This is a genomic window from Pannonibacter sp. XCT-53, assembly GCF_009915765.1.
GTDB classification, from domain to species: domain Bacteria; phylum Pseudomonadota; class Alphaproteobacteria; order Rhizobiales; family Stappiaceae; genus Pannonibacter; species Pannonibacter tanglangensis.
Map to the genome: position 1 here is coordinate 279,588 of NZ_JAABLQ010000002.1, position 24,114 is coordinate 303,701.

Annotated in this window: 20 protein-coding genes, 1 tRNA gene and 1 riboswitch; of the genes, 14 read left to right on the forward strand and 7 right to left on the reverse strand. The window is 66.6% G+C overall.

Annotation, left to right across the window (positions count from 1 at the left end; genetic code table 11):
* Positions 1–138: 138 nt before the first annotated feature.
* The gene (locus tag GWI72_RS16030; protein WP_161677222.1) at positions 139–1,035 is read right to left on the reverse strand and encodes a DMT family transporter; all 897 of its coding nucleotides are present in this window, start codon (positions 1,033–1,035) and stop codon (positions 139–141) included.
* 254 nt (positions 1,036–1,289) lie between these two features.
* On the opposite strand from GWI72_RS16030, the gene GWI72_RS16035 reads away from it, so the two are divergent.
* The 4 genes from GWI72_RS16035 to GWI72_RS16050 all read left to right on the forward strand — a co-directional run bounded on the left by GWI72_RS16035 (position 1,290) and on the right by GWI72_RS16050 (position 6,861).
* Complete coding sequence (locus tag GWI72_RS16035; RefSeq protein WP_161677221.1) at positions 1,290–2,582, forward strand: adenylosuccinate synthase; 1,293 nt, start codon at positions 1,290–1,292, stop codon at positions 2,580–2,582.
* A gap of 175 nt (positions 2,583–2,757) precedes the next feature.
* On the forward strand, positions 2,758–4,449 hold the full coding sequence (locus GWI72_RS16040) for a hypothetical protein (RefSeq protein ID WP_161709333.1): 1,692 nt from the start codon (positions 2,758–2,760) through the stop codon (positions 4,447–4,449).
* 400 nt (positions 4,450–4,849) lie between these two features.
* A riboswitch (TPP riboswitch) is annotated at positions 4,850–4,955 on the forward strand.
* A 52-nt stretch (positions 4,956–5,007) separates the two neighbouring features.
* Complete coding sequence (locus tag GWI72_RS16045; RefSeq protein WP_390806762.1) at positions 5,008–5,835, forward strand: ABC transporter permease; 828 nt, start codon at positions 5,008–5,010, stop codon at positions 5,833–5,835.
* A gap of 87 nt (positions 5,836–5,922) precedes the next feature.
* The gene (locus GWI72_RS16050) at positions 5,923–6,861 is read left to right on the forward strand and encodes an ABC transporter substrate-binding protein (protein WP_348272702.1); all 939 of its coding nucleotides are present in this window, start codon (positions 5,923–5,925) and stop codon (positions 6,859–6,861) included.
* 226 nt (positions 6,862–7,087) lie between these two features.
* Here the strand turns inward: GWI72_RS16050 and GWI72_RS16055 are convergent, their stop codons facing one another.
* From GWI72_RS16055 to GWI72_RS16065, 3 genes are all read right to left on the reverse strand, one after another.
* Complete coding sequence (locus GWI72_RS16055; protein WP_161709334.1) at positions 7,088–9,301, reverse strand: CHASE2 domain-containing protein; 2,214 nt, start codon at positions 9,299–9,301, stop codon at positions 7,088–7,090.
* Positions 9,302–9,431: 130 nt separating this feature from the next.
* A complete protein-coding gene (rpoH, locus tag GWI72_RS16060; protein WP_161709335.1) occupies positions 9,432–10,331 on the reverse strand; it encodes an RNA polymerase sigma factor RpoH in 900 nt (299 codons plus the stop codon).
* 192 nt (positions 10,332–10,523) lie between these two features.
* Entirely contained in the window at positions 10,524–11,561 is a 1,038-nt protein-coding gene (locus tag GWI72_RS16065) for an RluA family pseudouridine synthase (RefSeq protein ID WP_161677216.1), read from the reverse strand.
* Here GWI72_RS16065 and GWI72_RS20220 point away from each other — a divergent pair.
* Complete coding sequence (locus tag GWI72_RS20220) at positions 11,560–11,922, forward strand: hypothetical protein (RefSeq protein WP_161677215.1); 363 nt, start codon at positions 11,560–11,562, stop codon at positions 11,920–11,922. The genes GWI72_RS16065 and GWI72_RS20220 overlap by 2 nt on opposite strands.
* A gap of 280 nt (positions 11,923–12,202) precedes the next feature.
* Positions 12,203–12,277, forward strand: a tRNA-Glu gene (locus tag GWI72_RS16075).
* A 169-nt stretch (positions 12,278–12,446) separates the two neighbouring features.
* On the opposite strand, the gene GWI72_RS16080 is transcribed toward GWI72_RS16075, so the two are convergent.
* Together GWI72_RS16080 and GWI72_RS16085 are read right to left on the reverse strand one after the other, a co-directional pair.
* Positions 12,447–13,883: a coiled-coil domain-containing protein gene (locus GWI72_RS16080; RefSeq protein ID WP_161709336.1), complete on the reverse strand. Its 1,437-nt coding sequence runs from the start codon at positions 13,881–13,883 to the stop codon at positions 12,447–12,449.
* A gap of 122 nt (positions 13,884–14,005) precedes the next feature.
* Positions 14,006–14,575, reverse strand: a complete 570-nt coding sequence (locus GWI72_RS16085; protein ID WP_179956216.1) for a DUF1134 domain-containing protein — start codon at positions 14,573–14,575, stop codon at positions 14,006–14,008.
* A 356-nt stretch (positions 14,576–14,931) separates the two neighbouring features.
* Between GWI72_RS16085 and GWI72_RS16090 the strand changes: the two genes are divergently transcribed.
* From GWI72_RS16090 to GWI72_RS16125, 8 genes are all read left to right on the forward strand, one after another.
* The gene (locus GWI72_RS16090) at positions 14,932–15,483 is read left to right on the forward strand and encodes a YHS domain-containing (seleno)protein (protein WP_208995908.1); all 552 of its coding nucleotides are present in this window, start codon (positions 14,932–14,934) and stop codon (positions 15,481–15,483) included.
* A gap of 96 nt (positions 15,484–15,579) precedes the next feature.
* On the forward strand, positions 15,580–16,221 hold the full coding sequence (gene chpT, locus GWI72_RS16095) for a histidine phosphotransferase ChpT (protein WP_161677212.1): 642 nt from the start codon (positions 15,580–15,582) through the stop codon (positions 16,219–16,221).
* Between the two features lie 136 nt (positions 16,222–16,357).
* Positions 16,358–19,117 (forward strand): hybrid sensor histidine kinase/response regulator, encoded by a 2,760-nt coding sequence (locus tag GWI72_RS16100; RefSeq protein ID WP_161677211.1) that lies wholly within the window; start codon positions 16,358–16,360, stop codon positions 19,115–19,117.
* Positions 19,114–19,590, forward strand: coding sequence for a chemotaxis protein CheW (locus GWI72_RS16105; RefSeq protein ID WP_161677210.1), 477 nt, complete (start codon positions 19,114–19,116; stop codon positions 19,588–19,590). Before GWI72_RS16100 ends, GWI72_RS16105 begins: the two co-directional genes overlap by 4 nt.
* Positions 19,591–19,633: 43 nt before the next feature.
* Entirely contained in the window at positions 19,634–19,999 is a 366-nt protein-coding gene (locus tag GWI72_RS16110; protein ID WP_161677209.1) for a response regulator, read from the forward strand.
* Between the two features lie 22 nt (positions 20,000–20,021).
* Positions 20,022–21,224 carry a protein-glutamate methylesterase/protein-glutamine glutaminase gene (locus GWI72_RS16115; protein WP_161677208.1) on the forward strand — a complete coding sequence of 401 codons (1,203 nt, stop codon included), beginning with the start codon at positions 20,022–20,024 and terminating at the stop codon, positions 21,222–21,224.
* Complete coding sequence (locus GWI72_RS16120) at positions 21,221–22,090, forward strand: CheR family methyltransferase (protein ID WP_161677207.1); 870 nt, start codon at positions 21,221–21,223, stop codon at positions 22,088–22,090. The genes GWI72_RS16115 and GWI72_RS16120 overlap by 4 nt, the downstream gene beginning before the upstream one ends.
* Before the next feature lie 217 nt (positions 22,091–22,307).
* On the forward strand, positions 22,308–23,288 hold the full coding sequence (locus GWI72_RS16125) for an MBL fold metallo-hydrolase (RefSeq protein WP_161709337.1): 981 nt from the start codon (positions 22,308–22,310) through the stop codon (positions 23,286–23,288).
* Positions 23,289–23,385: 97 nt separating this feature from the next.
* Here GWI72_RS16125 and ctrA read toward each other — a convergent pair whose 3' ends face one another.
* Complete coding sequence (gene ctrA / locus GWI72_RS16130) at positions 23,386–24,078, reverse strand: response regulator transcription factor CtrA (RefSeq protein WP_161677205.1); 693 nt, start codon at positions 24,076–24,078, stop codon at positions 23,386–23,388.
* Positions 24,079–24,114 lie beyond the last annotated feature (36 nt).

Here is a 24,114-nt window from a genome sequence, read left to right on the forward strand (position 1 = left end):
CGGGCGGTGACTGGCTTCCAGTCGCCGCCCTCCTGTTTTTTGCGGCCCGGTTTCCGCTGTTGCAAGGCTGCTCGGAAGCCGCAGCCGTCAGCGGCTTCAGGCTGTCCTGTGCGCGGGGAGGTCATCTGTCCGGCGAGGTCATCTGCGTGCGGCGATCAGGGCGCGCACGGCACGTCCGTCGAGGAGCACCAGGCCTGCGAGCAGCACCGCAAGCCCGGCGAACTGCACCGGATAGAGCCTCTCGCCCAGAAGCAGATGACCGAAGAGCAGGGCGCAGACCGGGATCAGCAGGGTCACCAGCGATGTGTTGGTCGCCCCGGCCCGCGCCAGCAGCCGGAAGAACAGCAGATAGGCCAGCGCAGTGGCAAAGACGCCGAGCGCCAGCACGTTGCCCCAGACCAGCAGGCTGACGTCGACGGGAGACCAGGACCCAGCAGTCAGCAGGGCAACGGGCGCCATGATCAGCGTCGAGGCGGTGAGCTGGCCCGTGGCGGTCACCAGCGGTGGCGTGCCGCGGAACCGCCGTCCGAAGGCACCGGCAAAGGCATAGGAGACCGCGGCTCCAAGGCAGGCGGCCTGCGCCCAGAGCGGGTCGCTGGTGAGGCCGGCGAGGCTGGCAGACAGCATCGCCGCGACGCCGGCAAAGCCCAGCAGCACGCCGGCAATGCGCGAGAGCGAGACCTCTTCCTGGCGGAACAGGACGGCCGCGACCAGAAAGGTGAACATCGGGGTCGTGGCGTTGAGGATCGAGGCGAGCCCGGCGGCAATGCCGGTCTGGCCCCAGAAGATCAGCGAAAACGGCACCACGTTGTTGAGCAGGCCCAGGAGCAGGAAGGCCCCCAGGCTGGACCGGTCCGAGGGCAGGCGTTGCCGTGACAGGTAGAGCACGCCCTGCAGCAGCGCGACCGCGATGGCAACCCGCAGGAACACCAGCACGAAGGGCGGGATCTCGCTCACCGCCACCTTGGCAAACAGAAAGGCGCCGCCCCACAGGGCGCTGAGGGCCGCAAGAAGCAGCCAGCTGATCAGGTTCATGGTCGTCGTCCCGACGCAACGGAGAGGGGGGCCGTCGGCCCGTTGTGCCACGGGCTAGCACGGTTGCAGCCGCTTTCCCAACCCGAAAGCGGATCAGGCATTTTGCGACCAAATCCGCATGTTTCGGCTCGCAACCGGGCGCGCAAGTGGCTATAGTCCGGCGCGTTTGCCCCGGGGTGTTTCCGGGGTTTTGTGTGTTGGGAGCCCAGATGGGTCCCGGCAGTCTTTTCCTTTTCGAGGAGGGCAGGGCACCAATGGCCAATGTGGTTGTCGTCGGTTCGCAGTGGGGCGACGAAGGCAAGGGCAAGATCGTCGACTGGCTGTCTGAGCAGGCCGATGTGATTGTCCGGTTCCAGGGCGGGCACAATGCCGGCCACACGCTCGTGATCGACGGTGTCAGCTACAAGCTGTCGCTTCTGCCTTCCGGCGTGGTCCGTCCCGGCAAGCTGTCGGTCATCGGCAACGGTGTCGTGGTCGATCCGCATGCGCTTGTGGCCGAGATCGGCCGCCTTCGCGATCAGGGCGTCACGGTGGAGCCGGAGACCCTGCGCATCGCGGAGAACGCAACGCTGATCCTGTCGCTGCATCGCGAACTGGATGCCCTGCGCGAGAATTCCAACACCGGGACCCGAATCGGGACCACCGGTCGCGGCATCGGCCCGGCCTATGAGGACAAGGTTGGTCGCCGGTCGATCCGCCTGATGGATCTGGCCAATCTCGAGACGCTGCCGGCCAAGATCGACCGCCTGCTGGCGCATCACAATCCGCTGCGCCGTGGTCTCGGACAGCCTGAAATCTCGGCAGAGGCGATCTTCGAGGAACTGTCCTCGGTCGCGGCCATCGTGCTTCCCTACATGGATTCGGTCTGGCGCCTGCTCGACGCACAGCGCCGCGAGGGCAAGCGTCTGCTGTTCGAGGGCGCCCAGGGCGCCCTGCTCGACATCGACCACGGCACCTATCCCTTCGTCACCTCGTCCAACACCGTGGCCGGCCAGGCTGCGACCGGATCGGGCCTGGGTCCGAATGCCATCGGCTATGTGCTCGGGATCACCAAGGCCTACACGACCCGCGTCGGCGAGGGCCCGTTCCCGACCGAGCTGCAGGACGAGATCGGCGAGTTCCTCGGCACCAAGGGACACGAGTTCGGGACCGTGACCGGGCGCAAGCGCCGCTGCGGCTGGTTCGACGCGGTGCTCGTGCGCCAGACCGTCTGCACCTCCGGCATCACCGGGATCGCGCTGACCAAGCTCGACGTGCTCGATGGCCTCGACGAGCTGAAGATCTGCGTCGCCTACGAACTGGACGGCAAGCGGATCGACTACCTGCCCGCCTCGCAGGGGGCGCAGGCGCGCGTCGTGCCGATCTACGAGACGCTGCCGGGCTGGAAGGAAACGACCAAGGGCGCGCGCAGCTGGGCCGAGCTGCCGGCGCAGGCGGTCAAGTATGTCCGTTACGTCGAGGAACTGATCGGAGCCCCCGTCGCCATCCTGTCGACGAGCCCCGAGCGGGACGACACCATTCTGGTGCACAACCCGTTCCAGGACTGATCGGAGCCTGCAGACCCCCGTTGTGATGGGGCGGTTCGCGGACCGCCCCATTTCTGCCTTTGCGGCAGGTCAGAAACGGCACTTGCGCATGCTGGCAATGCGCCTACAAATGGTCACGACTGATTTGCATTGACCCAGGTGTCATGCCGGAGCGGTGTCCCTCACGAGCGAGCCAATGGCTGATTATTATTCGATCCTGAAGAAAACGATCGCCTCGCTTCCGGAAAACAACGGTGCGGCGCGCAGAAATGTCTACAGCCGCGCGCGGAACGCGATCGTCAGCCAGCTGAAGGCCTACGAGCCGCCGCTCACGCCGGCCGAGATCACCGCAGAACAGCTGCGTCTGGAAGAGGCAATCCGCAAGGTCGAGGCCGAAGCCGCGCGGGAAACGCTGATGGCCAGCCGTCCGAGCGCCCCGGCCGTGCCGGAGCAGGCGCCTGTTGCGCCGCCGATGGCGCGGGCACCCGAACCGGCACCGATGCCGACCTCTGGGCAGGCCGCCGTGCCGCCTCAGGTGCAGCCCCAGTCTTCCGGCCTGACGTCGGCCCCGTCGCCGGCATCATCGCCGGCCCTGTCTCCCGCGCCGTCGCAGCGCACGCCGCTCGGGGCAACCCTGCAGGAAGCCGAGCGTCTCGGTCAGGCATCGTCGCGGGCCGTCCAGACGGCGCGTGACGCCTTCGCGCCGGAGGCTGCCCCGGCCGCGCCCGTGGATCCGGTGCTGCGGCGCGAGCCGAGCTTCGGATCCGAAGCGGCCCAGCCTGCGGCCGCGCGCATGTCGGCCCCCGAGGCTGCAGCCCAGCCGCGTCCGGCCGACCCGCGGTTCGACCGGCGCCCGGAGCCTGAACTTCCCGTCGACAAGCCGGTTGCGGCCCAGGCCGCCCCCTCCCGCAAGCCGCCGCGCGCCCGCGCCGCGGACCGGGGTACCGGCGGCACGCCGATCACGCGCTATGTGTTCCTTGGCGGCCTGGTCGTGATCATCATCGGCCTTGCGGCGGTCCTGTTCAGTCAGCGCGACATGATCGCAGGCCTGTTCTCCGGTGGCAGTGAAACCGCCGTCTCGACGGAACCGGCGCAGCCGGCTGCCTCCCAGGACGGCGCCCCGGCAACGGCCGAGAACGGACGGGTCGAGAAGACCAATGACCGCCTGCTGACCGACAGCGGCGAGCCGGCCGTTGCCCCCGATGCCCGGACCGTGACCACCACGCTGATCACGCCGTCGCAGCCCGCGCCGCAGCCGGCCGCGACCGCGCCCGCCGCACCGGCGCCGGTTGCCCCGGCCGTCACCGCGCCGGCTCCGGCGGCCGAGGTTCCGGCCGAATCGATCGTCGCACAGCGCTCGATCCTCTACGAGGAGGGCGAAGATGCCAGCGGCTCGGGTACGGCCTCGCAGGGGCGCGTCGCCTGGAGTGTTGTCGAGGAGACCGACAATTCCGGCAAGAAGGTCCAGGTCCTTGCTGCGCAGGCCGAGATCCCGGATCGCAACATCACCGTGTCTGTTCGCATCAAGCCGAACACGGACGCCTCGCTGCCGGCGAGCCATCTCGTGGAGATCCAGTATCAGCTGCCCGAAGGCTTCTCCGGCAAGGACGTGGCCAACGTCCCGGGGCTGGTGATGAAGCCGACCGAGGAAGCCCGTGGCGACGCCCTGCTCGGGGCGTCGGTCAAGGTGGCTCCGGGCTACTTCTGGATCGCGCTGTCCAGCATCGACAACGAGCGTGACCGCAACCTTGCGCTGATGCGCGAGCGTGGCTGGATCGACATTCCGATGCTTTACGAGACGGGCAAGCGCGCCATCCTGACCCTCGAGAAGGGCACCCCCGGTGCCCGCGCCCTCGAACAGGCAATGGCGTCCTGGACCAACGGCTGACGTCACCTGCACATGGACGTGAACGGGGCCTTCGGACCCCGTTCTGGTTTCGGCCGGACCCATCCGACGGACGTCATCCCGGACCAGCTGAGCGCAGCGAAGCGCCGATCCGGGATCCAGACATCAGACGCGCGGAGCGCGGCACGCCCGGTCGCGAGCTTGCGGCTCAAGCCGGAGCAGTTTGGAGCTCGCTTTCGCTCGCACGGGCCTGCCAGATCCCAGGTCAGGCCCATGTCAGGCCCATGTCAGGCCCGGGTCAGGTCCGGTGCAGACCCCGGATCTCCGGTTCGCTCCGCTCCCCTTGTCCGGAATGACGGTCGAGGCCCTTGTTGTATTCCTCCCGCACGCACTTCCCCTGATTTTCCATCTTGCCAACAGCGGCGCAAACACGCATGGTCTGCGCCGGTCCGAGGGGTGTTCCTGTGTGAGCTGAGATGGCGTTCGACGCCGAACCCTTAGAACCTGATCCGGGTCATGCCGGCGAAGGGACGGAAGCCTTTAGCCTTATCCCGGATCTCCATGCGCGTTCGGTCACACCGATGACGGGAGATCCTTGTCGTGTCGATTGCCTCCGGGCCCTATGGCCCTTCGGAACTCCGGACCACCGACCAGGGCGGGCTCCTGCGGAGCAGCCTGAGCCTTTTGCGCCGGCTGCTGGCGCCGGTGCTGACCCTGGCCCTTCTGCTGGTGGCGTGGGAGCTTCTGGTGCGTCTGGCCGAACTTCCCCGCTTCATGCTCCCCGGGCCGATGGCCGTTGGCGCGGTCCTTGTGGAGCAGCATGAGTTTCTCCTGCGTCATGCCCGGCTGACCCTCACCGGAACCCTCCTCGGCTTTGCCTTCGGCGTGGCTGCCGGCGTGCTGGTGGCGCTGGTCATGTGGCTGTCGCCCCTGATCCGGCGCGGCCTGCTGCCGGTCGTGCTGGTGACGCAGGCGCTCCCCGTGTTCGCCATCGCGCCGATACTCGTGCTGTGGCTCGGCTTCGGTCTCGCATCGAAGGTCGTGATGGCGGTGCTGGTGATCTTCTTTGCCGTGACGTCGAGTTTCTTCGACGGTCTGCGGCGTCTGGATCCGGGCCTCTCGGATCTGTCCCGCCTCTACCGGGCGTCGCGCTGGCAGGACCTGGCCCTGTTCCGGATCCCGTCGGCGATGCCCGCTCTCGCCTCCGGCATCCGCATTGCCGCCGTCTTTGCGCCGATCGGAGCGGTGATCGGCGAATGGGTCGGCGCCAAGGGGGGGCTGGCCTTCATCATGCTGCAGAGCAACGCGCGGATGCAGACGGACGTCATGTTTGCCGCTCTCGCCCTGCTGGCCGTGATGGTGCTGAGCCTGCGCTTCCTGGCCGACCGTCTCACGCGGCTGCTGGTGCCCTGGCAGGTGGAAGACTGATCCGACCTGCCAATGCCCCTCCCGTTTCTTCCGGTTTTCCGTTTTCTCTTCCGTCCGGCCTCCGGACCGCAACCCAAGGAGCATTCCGTGTCCCGCCTTGCTTCCCTCGTGCTTGCCCTTTCCCTGACCGCAGCCACCCCCGCGCTTGCGGCGGACAAGCTCACGGTCCTGATGGACTGGTTCACCAATCCGGATCATGCCCCGCTGGTGGTGGCCAAGCAGAAGGGCTACTTCGCGGCGGAAGGGCTTGAGGTCGAGCTGATCGAACCGGCCGATCCGTCCATGCCCCCGAAGCTCGTGGCGGCCGGACAGGGCGACATCGCCGTGTCCTACCAGCCGACGCTGCATGCCCAGATCGACGAGGGGTTGCCGCTGGCCTGGATCGGCACGCTGATCGAGACCCCGCTCAACTCCCTGATTGTCCTCGAGGACGGGCCGATCCGCAGCCTTGCCGACCTCAAGGGCAAGAAGATCGGTTTCTCCGTCTCCGGCTTCGAGGATGCCATGCTCGGGCAGATGCTGAAGACGCAGGGTCTGACCATCGAGGATGTCGAGCTGATCAACGTGAACTTTGCCTTGTCGCCGTCGCTGCTGTCCGGCCAGGTCGATGCCATCATCGGCGGCTACCGCAACTTCGAGCTGACCCAGATCGAACTCGAAGGCAGGAAGGGCAAGGCGTTCTATCCGGAGGAGAACGGCGTGCCCGTGTTCGACGAGCTGATCTATGTCGCGCACAAGGACAAGCTTGACGACCCGCGCCTGCCGAGGTTCCTCGCCGCGGTCGAGAAGGCGACGATCTACCTGACCAACCATCCGCAGGACGCGTGGAAGCTGTTCATCGAGGCGCATCCGAACCTCGACGACGAGCTGAACCGCCGGGCCTGGGGCGACACGCTGCCGCGATTTGCCAAGCGCCCGGCGGCGCTCGACGAGCAGCGGTACACCCGCTTTGCCACCTTCCTCAAGGACAACGGGCTGATCAAGGCCGTGCCGCCGGTCGAGACCTACGCCCGCGAAGTGAACTGAGTGTCCTGAGACGGCCGCTCCCCGGTTCGGCCGGACGGCCCGGGTCTGCGGCAGCAACGTGCGCCCGAGCCCTTGCGCCCGGACCCGTGCGCCCGGACCCGTGCGCCAAGACCCATGCGACGGATCCGCGGCGCCCTTCCCCCTGGAGCGGGGCAGGGCGCCGCGGCACGGTGCGGGACGGATCAGATGACCAGGTCCGGGCGGATACCCTCTCGTGCGGTGTGGTCTATTGCGCCGCAATCGCCAGATCGGCCACACGCTCGCCCATCCGCTCGTAGAACGGGGCCAGTCGCGCCGGCGCGATGGCTTCGCAGGCGGCAAGGGCTTCTGCAGCCCGGCGCTGCGACCCTTCGTCGAGCGCCTCGACGAGCGCCATATGGTGGCGCTCGAGCTGCTGGAACCATTCCGAGCGGCGCGTGTCCTCGTCTCCGACCAGTGCAAACAGCTTTACCGGCAAGGACTTGCCCTTGAGCGGGATGGCGCCGGCTTCCAGATAGGCGAAGTCGGGCGCTTCGGTCCGCGTCTCGCCCGAGACCAGCAACTCCGCTCCGACCGCCTTGCAACTGGACTCGATGCGGCTGGCCACGTTCACGGCGTCACCGATGACGGAGTAGTTGAACCGCCGGCTTGACCCCATGTTGCCGACGCAGGCCTCGCCGGTGTTGAGGCCGATGCCGATCTGCACCGTCTGCGCCTTGAGGCCGCGCGCCTTGAAGGCGAAGGCGTCCTCCGCATTCAGCCGTTCGACGATCGCCAGCATTTCCAGCGAGGCGGTGCAGGCCAGCGCCGCGTGGTCCTCCTCAGTCACCGGGGCGTTCCAGAACGCCATGATGCTGTCGCCGATGTACTTGTCGATGGTGCCGCCGCTGGCCTGGATGGCGTCGGACAGCGGTGACAGCAGCGTATTGAGGAAGTGGACCAGCTCGGTCGGGGTCAGCTGTTCGGAGATGGGCGTGAAGCCGCGCACATCCATGAACAGGATCGTCATCGGACGCAGCTCGCCACCCAGCACGAGCTGGTCCGGCCGCTTCTCCAGCTGGTGCACCAGGTCCGGCGACAGATACTGGCTGAAGGCCTGGCGGACGAAGCGCTTTTCCTTGTCCGTAAGGACGTAGAGCAGGGCCATGCCGACCGCGAAGATGAAGAAGGCAGAGACGGAGGGGTAGAGCGGGTCAACCAGCAGGTTGCGCGTCAGGTACAGGTAGATGGCCCCGCCGGTGAGGCCGCCGGAGATGACGAGTGCGAGCGCCCCCGTCGCCAGTCCGCCGACAAAGGGCAGCAGCAGCACCAGAAGGAAACCGGCGACGAAGGTTGCGATCAGTTCCAGTCCGTCCGCCCAGTCCGGCCGGACGAGGAAATCGTTCGAGATGATCTGTTCGGTCGCCTGCGCGTGGATCGACACGCCGGGAACCAGCTGGCCGAGCGGGGTGGCGCGGATGTCGAACAGGCCGGCGGCCGACGTGCCGACGAAGACGATGTTGCCCTCGATCTGGCCGCGCAGCGCCTCGCGCCGGGCCGGATCGAGCACATCGGCGGCCGAGACGTAGCGCTCGCGGCGATCGATGTCGTAATGCACCCAGAGTTCGCCGATGGCCGTGGTCGGGATCGGGAAGGCGCCGACCTTGATTTCGGTGATCGCATTCGCGCCGCCGCCGCCCTCGCCGCTGGCGGTGCTGGTGCGCACGATCAGGCCGCTCGCACCCTGTGCCACCCTGAGCGCCTCGATCGCCAGGCTCGGGTAGACGGTCTTGCCGTCCGAGAACAGCAAGGGAATGCGTCGCACGACCCCGCCGGTGTCGCTGGCCGACAGCGAGACGCTGCCGGTGCCCGTTGCCGCGGCCTCGAGGCGGGGCAGTGCGGAGAGGGCGGACTGGAACGCAGGCAGGATGGTCGCCGGGTCGGCGCCGGCGAAGGCGACGCCGGCCTTCAGATCGGGCAGGCGGGGCGCGGTCGTGGGCAGAACGGCAAAGCCGAGCACCGTCGGTGCCTGGCCGAGCGCCTCGGCCAGAACGGCATCCGTATCCGGCAGCCGGTCGAGTGCCGCCCGGATCTCTGCCCCGTCCGGCCGGGCGGCAAGATCGAGGCTTTCAGCCAGCTGTGCGGGCGAGGAGCGGTCCGGTTCGGCAAAGATGACGTCGAAGGCGATGACCGCGGCGCCGAGGTCGTTCAGGCCGGTCACCAGCTCGGCAATCCGGGTCCGAGGCCAGGGCCACTGGCCGTAGGCGGCAATCGACGCCTCGTCGATGTCGACGATGCGCACGGGCACGTCCTCGTGCACGCGCGGGGCAAGCCGTTGCAGGTAATCGAAGGTGAGTTCCCGGATCGAGACCAGGAAGTCCGGATTGGCCGCCCGAATGGCGGTGACGAGGCCGAGGGCTGCTGCCGCACAGAACCCGACCACGAAGCGCTTGTCCCTGAGCCGCCGGAAGGCCAAATCCATCCCCTAAGATGCTGATATCGCAGCAGCCTAGACCAGAACGGACAGCGATCAAACCGCTTTTCGGTAACGTGCCCGGGGCGGGCCCGCCGTCGCGGGGGCGACAGGCGGGACCTGCGCTCGCATCCCGGCCTCAGGGCAGGGCGGCGTGGGCGTGGTGCTCGAGGTCGCGGGCGCTCTTGCGCACGGCCTTCTGGATCTTCTCGAAGGCGCGCACCTCGATCTGGCGCACGCGTTCGCGGCTGACGCCGAACTCGGCCGAGAGGTCTTCGAGCGTCATCGGCTCTTCGGCCAGACGCCGCGCCTCGAAGATGCGGCGCTCGCGCTCGTTCAGCACGTCGAGAGCTTCCGACAGGAGCTTGCGCCGCATGTCCAGCTCTTCCTGGTTGGCGAGCAGGGTCTCCTGATTATCGCTCTCGTCGACGAGCCAGTCCTGCCATTCGCCGCTTTCCGCTTCCGCAGCCCGGATCGGGGCGTTGAGCGAGGCGTCACCGCCAAGACGGCGGTTCATCGACACGACTTCCTCTTCGCTCACCCCGAGCTTGGTCGCGATCTCCTGCACCTGGTCGGGCTTCAGGTCGCCCTCGTCCAGAGCCTGGATGCGCCCCTTCAGGCGACGGAGGTTGAAGAACAGCCGCTTCTGGTTGGCGGTCGTGCCCATCTTGACCAGCGACCAGGACCGCAGGATGTACTCCTGGATCGCGGCCTTGATCCACCACATGGCATAGGTGGCGAGACGGAAGCCCTTGTCGGGCTCGAACCGCTTCACGGCCTGCATGAGGCCGACATTGCCCTCGGACACGACCTCCCCAAGCGGGAGACCATAGCCGCGGTAGCCCATCGCGATCTTCGCGACGAGGCGCAGGTGCGAATTCACGAGCTTTTCAGCTGCAGCCGGGTCGTCATGCTCGCGGTAGCGTTTGGCGAGCATGTACTCCTCCTGCGGCTCCAGCATCGGAAACCGCCGGATCTCGTCGAGATAACGGCTCAGGCCGCCTTCACCGGCGACAAGGATCGGTACATTCCGGGCCATTCAATGCGCCCCCTTCCTGGCTGGCGTCCCATCGCCGGGACTGCCTCGGCCGGTCCTGTGGACGCAGCAGTCAGGCAATCGTGCCGGCGCTACTCTGGCAACGCGTTCGTTCAGCGTCCGGTTCCCGGCTCGCTGACGGACAGGATATAAGCAGCATTGCGTCAATTACAGGACCTGCGCGGCCGGACCGACCTAAAATTTTCGTAATGCTTCAAGTAGCGCCTTGAAGTCCTCCGGCACCGGACTCTCGAAGGTCATGGTCTCGCCGGTGACCGGATGCTCGAAGGCGAGCAGGCCGGCATGCAGCGCCTGGCGGGGGAAGGTGGTGACCGTGCTGCGCAGGGGTTCCGGCAGCGGGTTCGCCTTGGTCTTGAAGCCGGCTCCGTAGACATGGTCGCCGATCAGAGGCAGCCCGATATGGGCCATGTGCACGCGGATCTGGTGCGTCCGGCCGGTCTCGAGCATGCATTCGACAAGGGCCGCCAGCGGGGGCTGGTCGGCCGGGCCGAAACGCTCCTGCACCTGCCAGTGAGTCACTGCATGGCGGCCGCCGCTGCGCACCACGTTGATCTTCTGCCGGTTCGCCTCCGATCGCGCCAGATTGGCGTCAATCGTGCCGCGCAGGCCGGACGGGGCCCCCCAGACCAGCGCCTGGTAGGACCGCTCCAGCGGGCCGGTCCGGCCGTGATCGGCGAACTGCTCGGACAGGCCCTGATGCGCCACATCGGTCTTGGCGACCACAAGCAGCCCGGACGTATCCTTGTCCAGCCGGTGCACGATGCCGGGACGCCGGACGCCGCCGATGCCGGACAGGCTGTCGCCACAATGGTGGATCAGCGCGTTGACCAGCGTGCCGGTCCAGTTTCCGGCCCCCGGGTGCACGACGAGGCCGGCAGGCTTGTCGATCACGATCAGGGCGTCATCCTCATAGACGATGTCGAGCGGGATGTTCTCGCCCTTCGGCTCCGGATCTTCCGGTTCGGGCAGGGTCAGGGCAAGCGTGTCGCCTTCATGCACCTTGTGCTTGGGCTCGGTCACGGTCCGCTCGTTGACGCTGACTTCGCCGGCCTTGATCAGGGCCTGCAGCCTGTTTCGGCTCAGGCCTTCAAGATGCGCGGCCAAAACCGCGTCGAGGCGCTTGCCCGCATCGTCCGGTCCCGCTACGAAGCCGCCGAGTGCGTCGTCGCCTTCGTCGTCAAACGTCGGCCGTGCTGGAGTTCTGTCTGTCATGACCAAGTCTGCCCCTGATGATCGCGATCCCGGTGCCGAAGAGGAAGCGCCGCTGGATCCTGCAGTGCTGCGCGTCCAGACGCGCCTGCGCCGGCTTGTCACCGGTTCGACCCTGATCATGGTCGCCGGGATCGCCGCCCTCATGGCAGCAATCGTCTACAAGGTCAATTCTGCCGGCAAGCCGGCGGAGGGGCAATGGCCGGAAACCCTGTCGCTTGGCGTGCCGGGACCGGTGGAGGGCCTCGGGGTCGAGAACGGGGTGATCTATTTCCTCGCCCGCGAGGATGCGCGGCAGGTGCTGGTCCGTGTCGACGCGGCAACCGGCCAGGTGCTCGGACGGACGGTGCTGACGCAGCCCTGAGCGAAGGCCCTGAAGCCAGCCTGACCGCCAACCTGAATGCTGGTCTGGACACAGGCCCGCGCCAGCCCTGCCGGGTCCCCGGCAGGGGCTCAGGGACAGCCCGCCTCCGCGGCACTGGTCGGTGTCGTGCCCTTGTGATCGCGGCGGGGCGAAAGGGGGCGGCGAGATGTTGTGTCGGGTGACGTGCCGGGTGCTTTGCCGGAAAAACCGCTTGCCATTGTCCGGCGAACCCCCTATATCGCGGTTCTCGCAGCGAGACAGACACTGTTTCGCCTTGGACGCTCCCATCGTCTAGCGGTCAGGACGCCGCCCTCTCACGGCGGAAACAGGGGTTCGATTCCCCTTGGGAGTACCAACTTTCCCCAAAATTCAAGGGCTTTTCGGCCGGCTGCCGATCTCTCGTCAGCTTCGCCCGGGCATTGCCCGTGTCTGCGCGGCGGCGGCATTGCCCCCGCACGAGCCCTGTCGGGATCCGGCCCCTTCGGACACCTGCGACATCTGGTGCGTGATCAGGTGATCCGTGATCAGGCCACGACCTTCTTTCTCGGATCCGTGCCGCGCGGCGGCTTGCTGCTGCCGGCCGTCTGCGCCGGGCTCGGCGTCTGGACCGCCTGGGTAGTCTGGGCCGCCTGGGCTGCCTGGGCGGCGTCCGGATCGGGCGCACTGTCACCGGCCGGGCGCTCTGGTGTGCGCTCGCTCGGTCTCGGCTGGGTGGCGGCCGGCGGGGTCGTTTGCGCCAGGGCCTCGCGGGCGGCGGCGCTTGCCCGGACGATCCGCCCGGCGATCTCGACGGCCGACAGTCTCGCGGCCGCTGCGGGCGTGGCCGGTGGCGGCAGTTCGGACGCGCTGGCCTTTGTCGCTGCCTTGCGCTGACGCGGTGCCTTTGCCTTGGCAGCCGGCGGGTCGCCCGCCATCGCATCCGGACGGTCCCCCGCGACGACCCTTGCGGCAAGCTGCTTGAGGTCATCGCGCAGCGCTGTAACGGCCGGGCTCGAGGCGAGTTCCTGGCGCAAGCGCCCGATCTCCGCCCGGGTGCGGGTCAGGGCCCGGTCCTGGGCCGCGGCACGGGCGGCGAGGCGGGCATTGTCCCGCGCGATCTCCTTGAGGTCCTGGTCGAGGCGGGCAACGAGGCCGTCCGGCAGGCCGCCCGCCAGATCAAGCTGCAGGGTCAGGCGCGCGACATCCGCCTGCGCGGCGATGAAGTCGGCCTCCTTGTCCATCAGCTCGGTCTCGAGCCGCGCGACGGTCTTGCGCAAGGCGACCGCGTCCGCGTCGGGATGAACCTGAGCGGCGAGGGCCTCGGCGGCCTGCGACTTCTGCTCCGGAGCTGCGACGCGCAGGGCGAGCTGACGCTGCAGGCTGACGATCTGTGCCTCCAGGGCCGAGATCGTCACGGCCGCCAGAGGGTCGGAGCTGGTGCCCTTGCGGGACTCCAGCAGCTGCCGCAGCTCGGTCACTTCCGCCTTGCGCTGCTCGAGCGCCAGGGCCAGCTCCCGCGCTTCGCTGCGGGCGATGGCAAGATCTTCCCGCAGATGCGTGTTTTCCTCGGTCTGCGCCGCCAGCAGGGCGTCGACCTCGCGCCGGTGCTCGGACAGCTCCGCCCGGTCCTTCTGCATCTGCAGCCGCTCCGGCAGGTTGCGGCCGGTCTCGGCCCGCAGTTGCGCGTTCTGCGTCTTGAGCCGGTCCAGTTCGCGCTCCAGCCGCCGGTGGGTGAGGGCTGCTTCGGCGCGCAAGGCATCCTGCGCCGCCTTCACTTCCCGGTAAGTGGAGGGATGCGTCGCCAGCACGGCCTCGCGCGTCAGGCGCACCGCCCGGCCCCAGACCGCGGGAAGAAGCAGGAGCGCCAGCAGTCCGGCTGCCAGAAACCCCAGGAATGCATACATCGCCGCTTCGATCACGCGCTGCCTCGCCGGCTCGTCAGGGCCATGGTCCGGACCATCCGCACGGACCACATGCCGCATGCCATCCGGGTGCCGTTTCGGCCTCTCCCATGATTACCCGAGGGCATGGGCAAGGCCAAGGGGCGCGCCGGGCAAAATCTTCGGGGATCCCGCCGTCCGCTGCAGCCGGGTCACGCGCCGGTTCAGAACGGATTCCAGGTCGGTTGCTGGGTGAACTTCAGATAGCCGATGTTGAGCCCGAGCCGTGCCCCGACGCCTGCCTTCACGGGCACGACGAGGATGTTGTTGTTGTTCAGCACCGTCATGCCGAAGCCGCCGATCAGATAGGCCGATCCGTTCACGCCGGCGAAGCGCTGGTACATCGCCTCGACATTCGGCAGGTTGTAGATCAGCATCATGACCCGGGCTCCGTCGCCGCCGAAGTCCCAGCCAATCGAGGGGCCTTGCCAGAAGACCTTGTGGTTGCCGGCATTGCGGGTGAACAGGTCGCCCTCGCCAAAGCGAGCACCGGCGATCAGGGCGCCCGATCCCTCCTCGCCCAGGATGTAGCCGTTCGGCTCGCCGTAGCTCTTGAAGGCGTTCTCGATGACGGAGGCGAGCCCGCCGGAGACATTGCCGAAGAAGCGGTGACCCGCATCGACGATTTCCTGCTGGGTGTAGTTGCTGCTGCCGGGCGCGTTCGACTGGGCTGCAGCGGGTGTCCGGCCGAGGCCGAGCACCAGCACCAGCGCGAGCAGCGCCAGGCTCCACATCGGGACATGTGCGCGGCGGTCCGCGACATGCCCGGTCTTCCGGCTGTACAGATGGCTCATCCTTGCAAGTCTCCTCTCGGCGCGCAGACGGTCTCTTCGCGGTGTCGTCCACTCCACTCGGGTGCCCCGGACTTCGGCCACGCCGCCATCCGTCGGGGTCCTCGGATGCCCAACGCTGCCGGACGCGACTTGTTCCGGCCTGACCCTGACCTGACCAGTCCTGTCCTGTCCTGACCAGTCCTGTCAGGGGCCCGTCGTCCGGACCTCCATCCGGGGTCTGTGCCCTGCCTGGCCAGGCATGATAGGGTCAGGATCAAGCGAATCGCCCGGTTGCGGGATTCCCGGACCCCGAATCAATGGCAGAGTGTAGTCGAATTCTGACCAAGCTGTGGCTTCGCCGGCGGGCGGGCGTCGCGGGGCTGCGGGCCGCGACGGGCCGGTCGCGGCGGCTTCTGGCCGGACCGCTGCTTGGCCTGCTTCTCGTCGCCGTCGCCGCGCCCGGCGCGCTGGCGCGCCCGGCCTACTTCCTGGCCGATCCGATCACCGGCTATGCCATCGGAGGCTTTGATCCGGTTGCCTTTTTCGTCGACGGGCGGCCGCGGATGGGGGAGACCCGGCTGGAGTACATGTGGAAGGGCGCCCGCTGGCTCTTCGTCAATGAAGGCAACCGGGCCGCCTTCGAGAAGGCTCCGGAAGTCTATGCGCCACAGTTCACGGGGTGCGGAGCCTATGCGCTGGCCGAGGGCTATGCGACCGCAGGCAACCCGGCGATCTTTGCCATTCTCGACAACCGGCTCTACTTCTTCCATACCCAGGTCAACCGGTTTCTCTTTCTTGTCGAGTTCGAGACGGCCCTCGCCGATGCACAGGCAAATGCCGCAAAAACCGGCTGTGTGCCGCGGCCGTGAGGCCGCCGCGCTTGGCAGGCGCGACGCCGCTGTGTAACCCTTTGCACCGCAGCAGCGAATCACCCACGGCCTGGCCAGACCCGGAGACTGACCCGCATGTCCGAACTCAAAGACCTTTCCTCGCTCGACCTGTCGGCGCTGGTCTCCAGCCGGATCTGCCACGACATCATCTCGCCGGTCGGGGCCATCATCAACGGGCTTGAGGTGCTGGACGAGGACAGCAACGGCGAGATGCGCGAGTTTGCGATGGACCTCATCCGCAAGAGCGCGCGGCAGGCCTCCGCCAAGCTGCAGTTCGCGCGCCTCGCCTTCGGGGCGGCCGGGTCAGCCGGTGCGGAGATCGATCTCGGCGATGCGCAGTCGGTCGCGACGGCGCTGATGGAGAACGAGAAGCCAAATCTCAACTGGCAGGTCGACCGGCACCTGATGCCGAAGAACTTGGTTAAGCTTCTGCTAAACTTGCTGCTGATCGCAAACCAGTGTGTTCCGCGCGGCGGCGAGATTACCATCCGCATGACCGGAGAGCCGGGCAAGCCGAACTTTGAACTCGAGGCAAAGGGCGTAAATCCGCGGATTCCGCTGGGCATGCAGGCCACCCTGAGCGGTGAAGAACCGGAGCGCGTGGATGCGCATTCTGTTCAGCCGATCTACACGCTTTTGCTTGCCCGTGAATGCGGCCTGCGGCTTGAGCTTGTGAAAGACGAGGACGTCGTCAGGCTTACCGCACGTCAAGCATGACAAAAACAGCCTGACGGGTCCCTGTTTGTTTCAGCCTATCTTAACTGTTTGAGGCCAACCTCTCACCCATGGACATCCCGGTCCAGCCGTCCCTCGGGGGGCGCGGAACCAGTAACACGTCGGGTGAGTGCAGGCCATGGACGACCTCCTCAGAGAATTTCTGACCGAGACCAGCGAAAGTCTCGATGTTGTCGACGTAGAGCTCGTCAAGTTCGAGCAGGAGCCGAACAACGCCACCATTCTGGACAACATTTTCCGGCTGGTGCACACGATCAAGGGGACCTGCGGTTTCCTGGGCCTGCCGCGGCTTGAAGGCATTGCACATGCCGCCGAAACCCTGATGGGCAAGTTCCGCGATGGCGTGCCGGTGACCCCGGAAGCGGTGTCGCTGATCCTCAACTCCATCGACCGCATCAAGGAGATCCTCGCGGATCTCGAGGCTGCCGAGGGTGAAGAGCCTCAGGGCGACGACAGCGACCTGATTTCCGAGCTGGAACGCATGTCGATGAGCGCGGAGATGCCTGCCGCCGCGCCCGTCAAGGCGGCTGCTCCCGCACCGGCCCCCGTGGTTGCCGAACCGGAGATCAAGCTTCCCGAACAGACCCTCGAGCGCGCCCTGCGTCCCGGCGAAGTGTCCCTCGACGAACTCGAGCGCGCCTTCCGCGAGACCGAGATCGAGGTCGAGGTGGCCGCTCCGGTCGAAGTCGTGGCCGAAGCTCCGGCTCCGAAGGCCCAGAAGGCTGCCCCTCGCGCGGCTGCCGTTGCGCCGAAGGATGACGACATCGACGACAAGGCCGACAAGAAGGCAGCTGCCGGTGGCGGTGTCTCCAACCAGTCCATCCGCGTCGCCGTCGAAACCCTCGAACACCTGATGACCATGGTGTCCGAGCTGGTGCTGACCCGCAACCAGCTCCTGGAAATCGTGCGCCGTCATGAAGACAGCGAATTCAAGGTGCCGCTGCAGCGTCTGTCCAACGTGACGGCCGAGCTGCAGGAAGGCGTCATGAAGACCCGCATGCAGCCGATCGGCAACGCCTGGCAGAAGCTGCCGCGCATCGTGCGTGACCTCAGCCAGGAACTGGAAAAGCCGATCGAACTCGAAATGATCGGCGCCGAGACGGAACTCGACCGTCAGGTCCTTGAAATGATCAAGGATCCGCTGACCCACATGGTCCGCAACTCCGCTGACCATGGCCTCGAGATGCCGGCCGCCCGTCGCGCCGCCGGCAAGCCGGAAAAGGGCATCATCACCCTGTCCGCCTATCACGAGGGTGGCCACATCATCATCGAGGTGAAGGACGACGGGCGCGGCCTGGACGTCGAGAAGATCAAGGCAAAGGCAGTCGAGCGCGGTCTGGCGACCGAGAACGAGCTCGAGAAGATGACCGATGCGCAGATCCACAAGTTCATCTTCGCAGCCGGCTTCTCCACCGCCGCCGCCGTCACCTCCGTGTCCGGCCGCGGGGTTGGCATGGATGTGGTGCGCAACAACATCGAGCTGATCGGCGGCACCGTCGACCTGCGCTCGGTGGCCGGCAAGGGCACGACCTTCGTCATCAAGATCCCGCTGACGCTGGCCATCGTGTCGACGCTGATCGTCGAGGCCAGCGGCGACCGCTTTGCCATCCCGCAGCTGTCGGTGGTCGAGCTGGTCCGCGTGCAGACCAACTCGGAACATCGCATCGAACGCATCAAGGACACGCCGGTCCTGCGTCTGCGCAACAAGCTCCTGCCGCTGCTGCACCTGTCGCAGCTGCTCGGCATCTACGAGGGCGACAACGCGCAGAACGCGATCAACGACGACAATGGCTTCATCGTCGTCATGCAGGTCGGCAGCCAGACCTTCGGTGTCGTCGTCGATGGCGTGTTCCACACCGAGGAAATCGTGGTCAAGCCGATGTCCTCGATGCTGCGCAACCTGACCATGTTCTCGGGCAACACCATCCTGGGTGATGGCTCGGTGATCATGATCATCGATCCGAACGGCATCGCCTCCGCCATGGCCTCCAGCGCCTCGAGCGCCGTGGCCGATCAGGTCGAGGAAGAGAGCGAGGATGCCCGCCGCAACGCTGCCGACGGCCAGAAGCCGATCTCGCTGCTGCTGTTCCGCGCCGGTGCACCCGAGCCCAAGGCCGTGCCGCTGTCGCTGGTCACGCGTCTCGAGGAATTCGAGGTGTCGAAGATCGAGCGCTCCAACGGCCGCGATCTGGTCCAGTACCGCGGCTCGCTGATGCCGCTGGTCTATGTCAACGAAGGCGACCATCACAAGCTCGAGGGCACCCAGCCGATGCTGGTCTTCTCCGACAGCGGCCGCTCCATGGGCCTCGTCGTTGACGAGATCGTCGACATCGTCGAGGACCGGCTCAACATCGAAGTGGGCTCCGAGCGTCCGGGCATTCTCGGCTCGGCGGTCATCAAGGAGCGCGCGACGGAAATCCTCGATCTCGGCTACTACCTGCCGCAGGCCTTCGAGGACTGGTTCATGCGCAAGGAGATGGACATCCGCTCGCTGACGAAGAAGATCCTCTTCGTCGACGACTCGCCCTTCTTCCGCAACATGCTGACGCCAGTGCTGAAGGCGGCCGGCTACGATGTGACCACCTGCAACGGGCCGGATGAAGCGTTTGAACTGCTGGAACGCGGCATCGAGTTCCAGGCCGTGGTCAGCGACATCGAGATGCCGCGCGTCAACGGTTTCGAGTTCTGCGAAGCCCTGCGCCGCGACCCGCGCTTCCGCAAGCTGCCGATCCTGGCCCTCTCGGCCATGGTCACGCCGGCCTCGATCGAACGCGGCCGTCAGGCAGGCTTCGACGACTATGTGGCGAAGTTCGACCGTCCGGGTCTGATCGCCGCTCTCAAGGATGTGTTCTCGGGTGAAATGGGAGTTGCCGCATGAGTGCCTTGGAGCATAGCGTCGCCTCTGGCAGCGACATGATCCAGTACGTCACCGTCGTCATCGGTGGCCAGCTGTTCGGTCTTCCCATCTCGCAGGTGCATGACGTCTTCGTTCCCGAAAGCGTCACCCGCGTGCCGCTCTCCGCGCCGGAAGTGGCCGGTGTGCTGAACCTGCGCGGTCGCATCGTCACCGCGATCGACATGCGCCGCCGGCTGCACCTGCCGCCGCGCCAGGACGGCCAGATGATGGCCGTCGGCATCGAGTACAAGCACGAATCCTACGGGCTGGTGATCGATACCGTTGGCGAGGTCCTGACCCTGTCGGCGAAGACGGCCGAACCCAATCCGCAGAACCTCGACAAGCGCTGGGCCGAGATCTCGGCCGGCGTGCACCGCCTGGATGGCCGCCTGATGGTGATCCTCGACGTGGACCGCCTGCTCGGGGCGATGATGAGCGAACCGATGGCCGCGTGAGGCCATCGGGACAGCTTGCCCCAGCAAAGTGGAGATGAAAGAGATGAAGCAGTGTCTCGTGGTGGATGACTCCAGCGTCATCCGCAAAGTCGCCCGCCGGATCCTTGAGGACCTGCAGTTCGAGATCACCGAGGCCGAAGACGGTCAGCAGGCGCTCGACGCCTGTCGCAAGCACATGCCGGACGCGATCCTTCTCGACTGGAACATGCCCGTCATGGACGGCCTGGAGTTCCTGACCAGCCTGCGGCGCGAGCCCGGCGGCGAGAAGCCGGTGGTCGTGTTCTGCACGACCGAGAACGATGTGGCACACATTGCCCGCGCCATCCGCGCGGGGGCCAACGAATACATCATGAAGCCGTTTGACCGGGAAATCGTCGAAGCGAAGTTCCAGGAAGTCGGCCTCATCTGACCCCCTCTGATCGGGTAGCCACATGGCATTTGCACAATTGAACCCCAGCACCGGCTCGACGCCGAACACGGATCCGATCCGCGTTATGGTCGTCGATGACGCCGTCGTCATCCGTGGCCTTCTCGGCCGCTGGCTCGACGCCGATCCGGCCCTTGCCGTTGTGGCCTCTCATCGCAACGGCAAGCTCGCCGTCGATGATATCCTGCGCTCCAATCCGGATGTCGTCGTCCTCGACATCGAGATGCCCGAAATGGATGGCATGACGGCCCTGCCGCTGATGCTGGCCAAGAAGCGGGACCTCGTCGTCGTCATGGCCTCGACCCTGACGCGGCGCAACGCCGACATCTCGCTGCGGGCGCTGACCCTCGGGGCGGCCGATTATGTTCCGAAGCCGGAAACCACGTCCGAACTCACGACATCCGTCGATTTCCGCCGTGAGCTGATCGAGAAGGTCAAGGTTCTCGGCGAGCGTGCCCGGCGCCTGTCCGGTCGCGGCAAGACGATGCGGGCGGAGACCAACGCCGGCAAGACCGCGTCCCAGGCGCCCGTCGGTGCCCTTGCCAACCGTCCGGCCCTGCCGGCCGCGCGCGGGGCGGATGCGGGCAAGCCCGGGTTCCAGCTGAAACCCTATTCCTCGGCCCGTCCCCGCATCCTTGCCATCGGCTCCTCGACCGGCGGCCCCCAGGCGCTGCAGCAGCTGATGAAGGACATCGGACCGGCCATCACCGACATTCCGGTCGTGATCACCCAGCACATGCCGCCCACCTTCACCGCGATCCTCGCCGAGCACATCGGCAAGGCCGCGATGCGGCCCTCCAAGGAGGCCGAGATGGGCGACGTGCTGCAGCCGGGTCACATCTACGTGGCCCCTGGCGGCAAGCACATGATCCTCGAAAAGGATGCCGGTGCGGTCAAGGTGCGTCTGACCGATGATCCGCCGGTTAACTTCTGCAAGCCGGCCGTGGATCCGCTGTTCGACAGCGTGGCCAAGGCCTATGGATCGGCCACGCTCGCGGTCGTCCTGACCGGCATGGGGTCCGATGGCGCCAATGGCGTGAAGACCATCTCCGGCGGCGGCGGCAGCATCATCGCCCAGGACGAGGCCTCCAGCGTCGTCTGGGGCATGCCGGGTGCCGCGGCCAACACCGGCCAGTGCAGCGACGTCCTGCCGCTGCTCGAGATCGGTCCCAAGATCGTGCGCGTGTTGAAGGGGAGTGCCCGATGACCCCGACTGAGTATGAGTTCCTCAAGCGCTTCCTGAAGGAACGCTCGGGTCTGGTCCTGTCCGACGACAAGCAGTACCTGGTCGAGAGCCGTCTGGTTCCCGTTGCGCGCAAGAACGGCATCGACACACTGTCGGCGCTGGTCATGAGCCTGCAGCGCGGCGGCAACGCCATGCTGGCCAATGCGGTCGTCGAGGCCATGACGACGAACGAGTCGTTCTTCTTCCGCGACAAGACGCCGTTCGAGCACTTCACCAACATCATGATGCCTGCCATGCTGGAAAAACGTGCCAGCACGCGCAGCATGAAGATCTGGTGCGCCGCCGCCTCGACCGGGCAGGAGCCCTATTCGCTCGGCATCTGCCTGAAGGAAGCCGCGCACAAGGTTGCCGGCTGGCGGATCCGCATCGTCGGCACTGACCTGTCGTCCGAGGTCCTGGAAAAGGCGAAGGCCGGCATCTACAGCCAGTTCGAGGTGCAGCGCGGCCTGCCGATCCAGATGCTGCTGAAGTATTTCTCGCAGCAGGGTGATCTCTGGCAGATCAATCCGGAACTGCGGGCGATGATCGAGTGGCGCAAGCTGAACCTGCTTGAGAACTTTTCCCATCTGGGCGAGTTCGACATCGTGTTCTGCCGCAACGTGCTGATCTATTTCGACCAGCAGACCAAGATCGACATCCTCCAGCGCATCGCCAAGATGATGCCCGAGGACGGCTTCCTGGTCCTGGGCGCGGCCGAGACGGTGGTCGGCCTCACAGATGCCTTCCAGCCGGTGCCGGGACAGCGTGGCCTCTACCAGCCGAAGCAGGCTGCGGAAGCCAAGGCTGCGCCGCGCCTCGCCATGGCCAGCAGCTTCAGCCTCAAGTAAGTCCGGCGACCGCAGTCGCCCGTTGCCTGTCGAGTGGCCGGTCCCGCAAGGACCGGCCATTTTCATGTGCGATCACGCGGGCATCACAAAGGCGTCAGGGTGCGCCCGGATTGCCGCCTCCGGCAATCCCGTCTCCTCCAGCCGGCGTAGACACGCCGGTTCGCACATTCCGGACCGTCAGACCGTGAATGAGGGGCGAGAGCCCGAAGGAGGCAACATGACGGATCAGACATTCACCCTTTCCCGCCGCGGCATCCTGACCGGCGCCGCCGGTCTCGGCCTTGTTGGTCTTGCGGGGCCTGGGCTCGTGGTTTCGGCGGCGCAGGCGGCCGCGCCGAAGCAGGAGGCCGCACCGGCCGTGATCGGCCGGTTCCGGCTGGGCGAATTCGAGATCACCACGCTGCTGGACGGCGCGGCGGTGAGCGAGGAGCCCCAGAAGACCTTCGGCATGAATGCGACGCCGGAGGAATTCGCGGCCGTCTCGGGCGCCAACTTCCTGCCCGTCGACCGGTTCCGCAACTCCTTCACGCCGACGCTGGTCAATACGGGGCAGGAGCTCGTGCTGTTCGACACGGGCGTGGGCGAAGGCGGGCGTCCGGGGCGCGGCAACCTGCGCCAGGCCCTGCAGGCTGCCGGCTACAGCCCCGAGCAGGTCGACATCGTCGTGCTCACCCACATGCATCCGGACCACATCGGCGGCATGGTGGAGGCCGGCGCGGCTGCCTTCCCAAATGCCCGCTACGTGACGGGGCAGGGCGAGTTCGACTTCTGGTCGAAGCAGGATCCGGCCAGCAACGGGGTCGCCAAGCTGATGACGACGAACATCACGCCCTTTGCCGAAAAGATGACGTTCCTGGGCGATGGCGGCAGCGTCGTGTCCGGCATCACCGGCATGGCCGCCTTCGGCCACACGCCCGGGCACATGGTCTACCGGCTGGAGTCCGGCGGTCAGCAGCTGCTGATCACCGGCGACATGACCAATCATTATGTCTGGTCGCTGGCGCAGCCGGACTGGGAGGTCCGGTTTGACATGGACAAGGCCGCGGCAGCCGCTACCCGGCGCAAGGTGCTCGGCATGCTGGCGAGCGAGCGCATTCCCTTCATCGGCTATCACATGCCGGCACCGGCACTTGGCTTTGTCGAGGCGGCCGGCAACGGCTTCCGCTATGTGCCGGCGTCCTACCAGCTGAACCTCTGACGGGGCGCGGCCGCATCGCCGCCGTGACCAAAAGCGAAGGCCTCGCCGGCACCGCCGGCGAGGCCTTTCATCAGGAAGCGAGAGGGGTCAGGGGCGGTCAGGCCGCCACTTCCATGTCGGGCTCGCGCAGCACATAGCCGCGGCCCCAGACGGTCTCGATGTAGTTCTTGCCGTGCGTTGCCGCCGCGAGCTTCTTGCGCAGCTTGCAGATGAACACGTCGATGATCTTCAGTTCGGGCTCGTCCATGCCACCATACAGGTGGTTCAGGAACATTTCCTTGGTCAGGGTGGTGCCCTTGCGGAGCGAGAGCAGCTCCAGCATCTGGTATTCCTTGCCCGTCAGATGGACGCGCTGGCCGGCCACTTCGACCGTCTTGGTGTCCAGATTGACGCGCAGGTCGCCCGTGACGATGACCGACTGGGCATGGCCCTTCGAGCGGCGCACGATGGCGTGAATGCGGGCAACCAGCTCGTCCTTGTGGAACGGCTTGGTCATGTAGTCGTCGGCGCCGAAGCCGAGGCCACGCACCTTGTCCTCGATGCCCGCAAGGCCGGAGAGGATGAGGATCGGAGTCTTGACCTTGGACACGCGCAATGTCCGCAGGACCTCGTAACCGGACATGTCCGGGAGGTTCAGGTCAAGCATGATAATGTCGTAATCGTACAGTTTGCCGAGGTCGATGCCTTCCTCGCCAAGATCTGTCGTGTAGACGTTGAAATTCTCGGACTTCAGCATCAGTTCGATGCTCTGCGCTGTGGCGCTATCGTCCTCAATCAACAATACACGCATGCCAATCCCCTTGTGCTGCCTATCCTGGGCGCGTCG

Bases quoted from the DNA above. Each gene is read 5' to 3' on its own strand.
- GWI72_RS16110 (WP_161677209.1), top strand. From the start codon at position 19,634: ATGAAGCAGTGTCTCGTGGTGGATGACTCCAGCGTCATCCGCAAAGTC.
- chpT (WP_161677212.1), top strand. From the start codon at position 15,580: ATGTCCGAACTCAAAGACCTTTCCTCGCTCGACCTGTCGGCGCTGGTC.
- GWI72_RS16055 (WP_161709334.1), bottom strand. From the start codon at position 9,301: ATGGATTTGGCCTTCCGGCGGCTCAGGGACAAGCGCTTCGTGGTCGGG.
- GWI72_RS16085 (WP_179956216.1), bottom strand. From the start codon at position 14,575: ATGTGGAGCCTGGCGCTGCTCGCGCTGGTGCTGGTGCTCGGCCTCGGC.
- GWI72_RS16040 (WP_161709333.1), top strand. From the start codon at position 2,758: ATGGCTGATTATTATTCGATCCTGAAGAAAACGATCGCCTCGCTTCCG.
- GWI72_RS16030 (WP_161677222.1), bottom strand. From the start codon at position 1,035: ATGAACCTGATCAGCTGGCTGCTTCTTGCGGCCCTCAGCGCCCTGTGG.
- ctrA (WP_161677205.1), bottom strand. From the start codon at position 24,078: ATGCGTGTATTGTTGATTGAGGACGATAGCGCCACAGCGCAGAGCATC.
- GWI72_RS16125 (WP_161709337.1), top strand. From the start codon at position 22,308: ATGACGGATCAGACATTCACCCTTTCCCGCCGCGGCATCCTGACCGGC.
- rpoH (WP_161709335.1), bottom strand. From the start codon at position 10,331: ATGGCCCGGAATGTACCGATCCTTGTCGCCGGTGAAGGCGGCCTGAGC.
- GWI72_RS16120 (WP_161677207.1), top strand. From the start codon at position 21,221: ATGACCCCGACTGAGTATGAGTTCCTCAAGCGCTTCCTGAAGGAACGC.
- GWI72_RS20220 (WP_161677215.1), top strand. From the start codon at position 11,560: ATGACCAAGTCTGCCCCTGATGATCGCGATCCCGGTGCCGAAGAGGAA.
- GWI72_RS16065 (WP_161677216.1), bottom strand. From the start codon at position 11,561: ATGACAGACAGAACTCCAGCACGGCCGACGTTTGACGACGAAGGCGAC.
- GWI72_RS16100 (WP_161677211.1), top strand. From the start codon at position 16,358: ATGGACGACCTCCTCAGAGAATTTCTGACCGAGACCAGCGAAAGTCTC.
- GWI72_RS16105 (WP_161677210.1), top strand. From the start codon at position 19,114: ATGAGTGCCTTGGAGCATAGCGTCGCCTCTGGCAGCGACATGATCCAG.
- GWI72_RS16035 (WP_161677221.1), top strand. From the start codon at position 1,290: ATGGCCAATGTGGTTGTCGTCGGTTCGCAGTGGGGCGACGAAGGCAAG.
- GWI72_RS16090 (WP_208995908.1), top strand. From the start codon at position 14,932: ATGGCAGAGTGTAGTCGAATTCTGACCAAGCTGTGGCTTCGCCGGCGG.
- GWI72_RS16115 (WP_161677208.1), top strand. From the start codon at position 20,022: ATGGCATTTGCACAATTGAACCCCAGCACCGGCTCGACGCCGAACACG.
- GWI72_RS16080 (WP_161709336.1), bottom strand. From the start codon at position 13,883: ATGCGGCATGTGGTCCGTGCGGATGGTCCGGACCATGGCCCTGACGAG.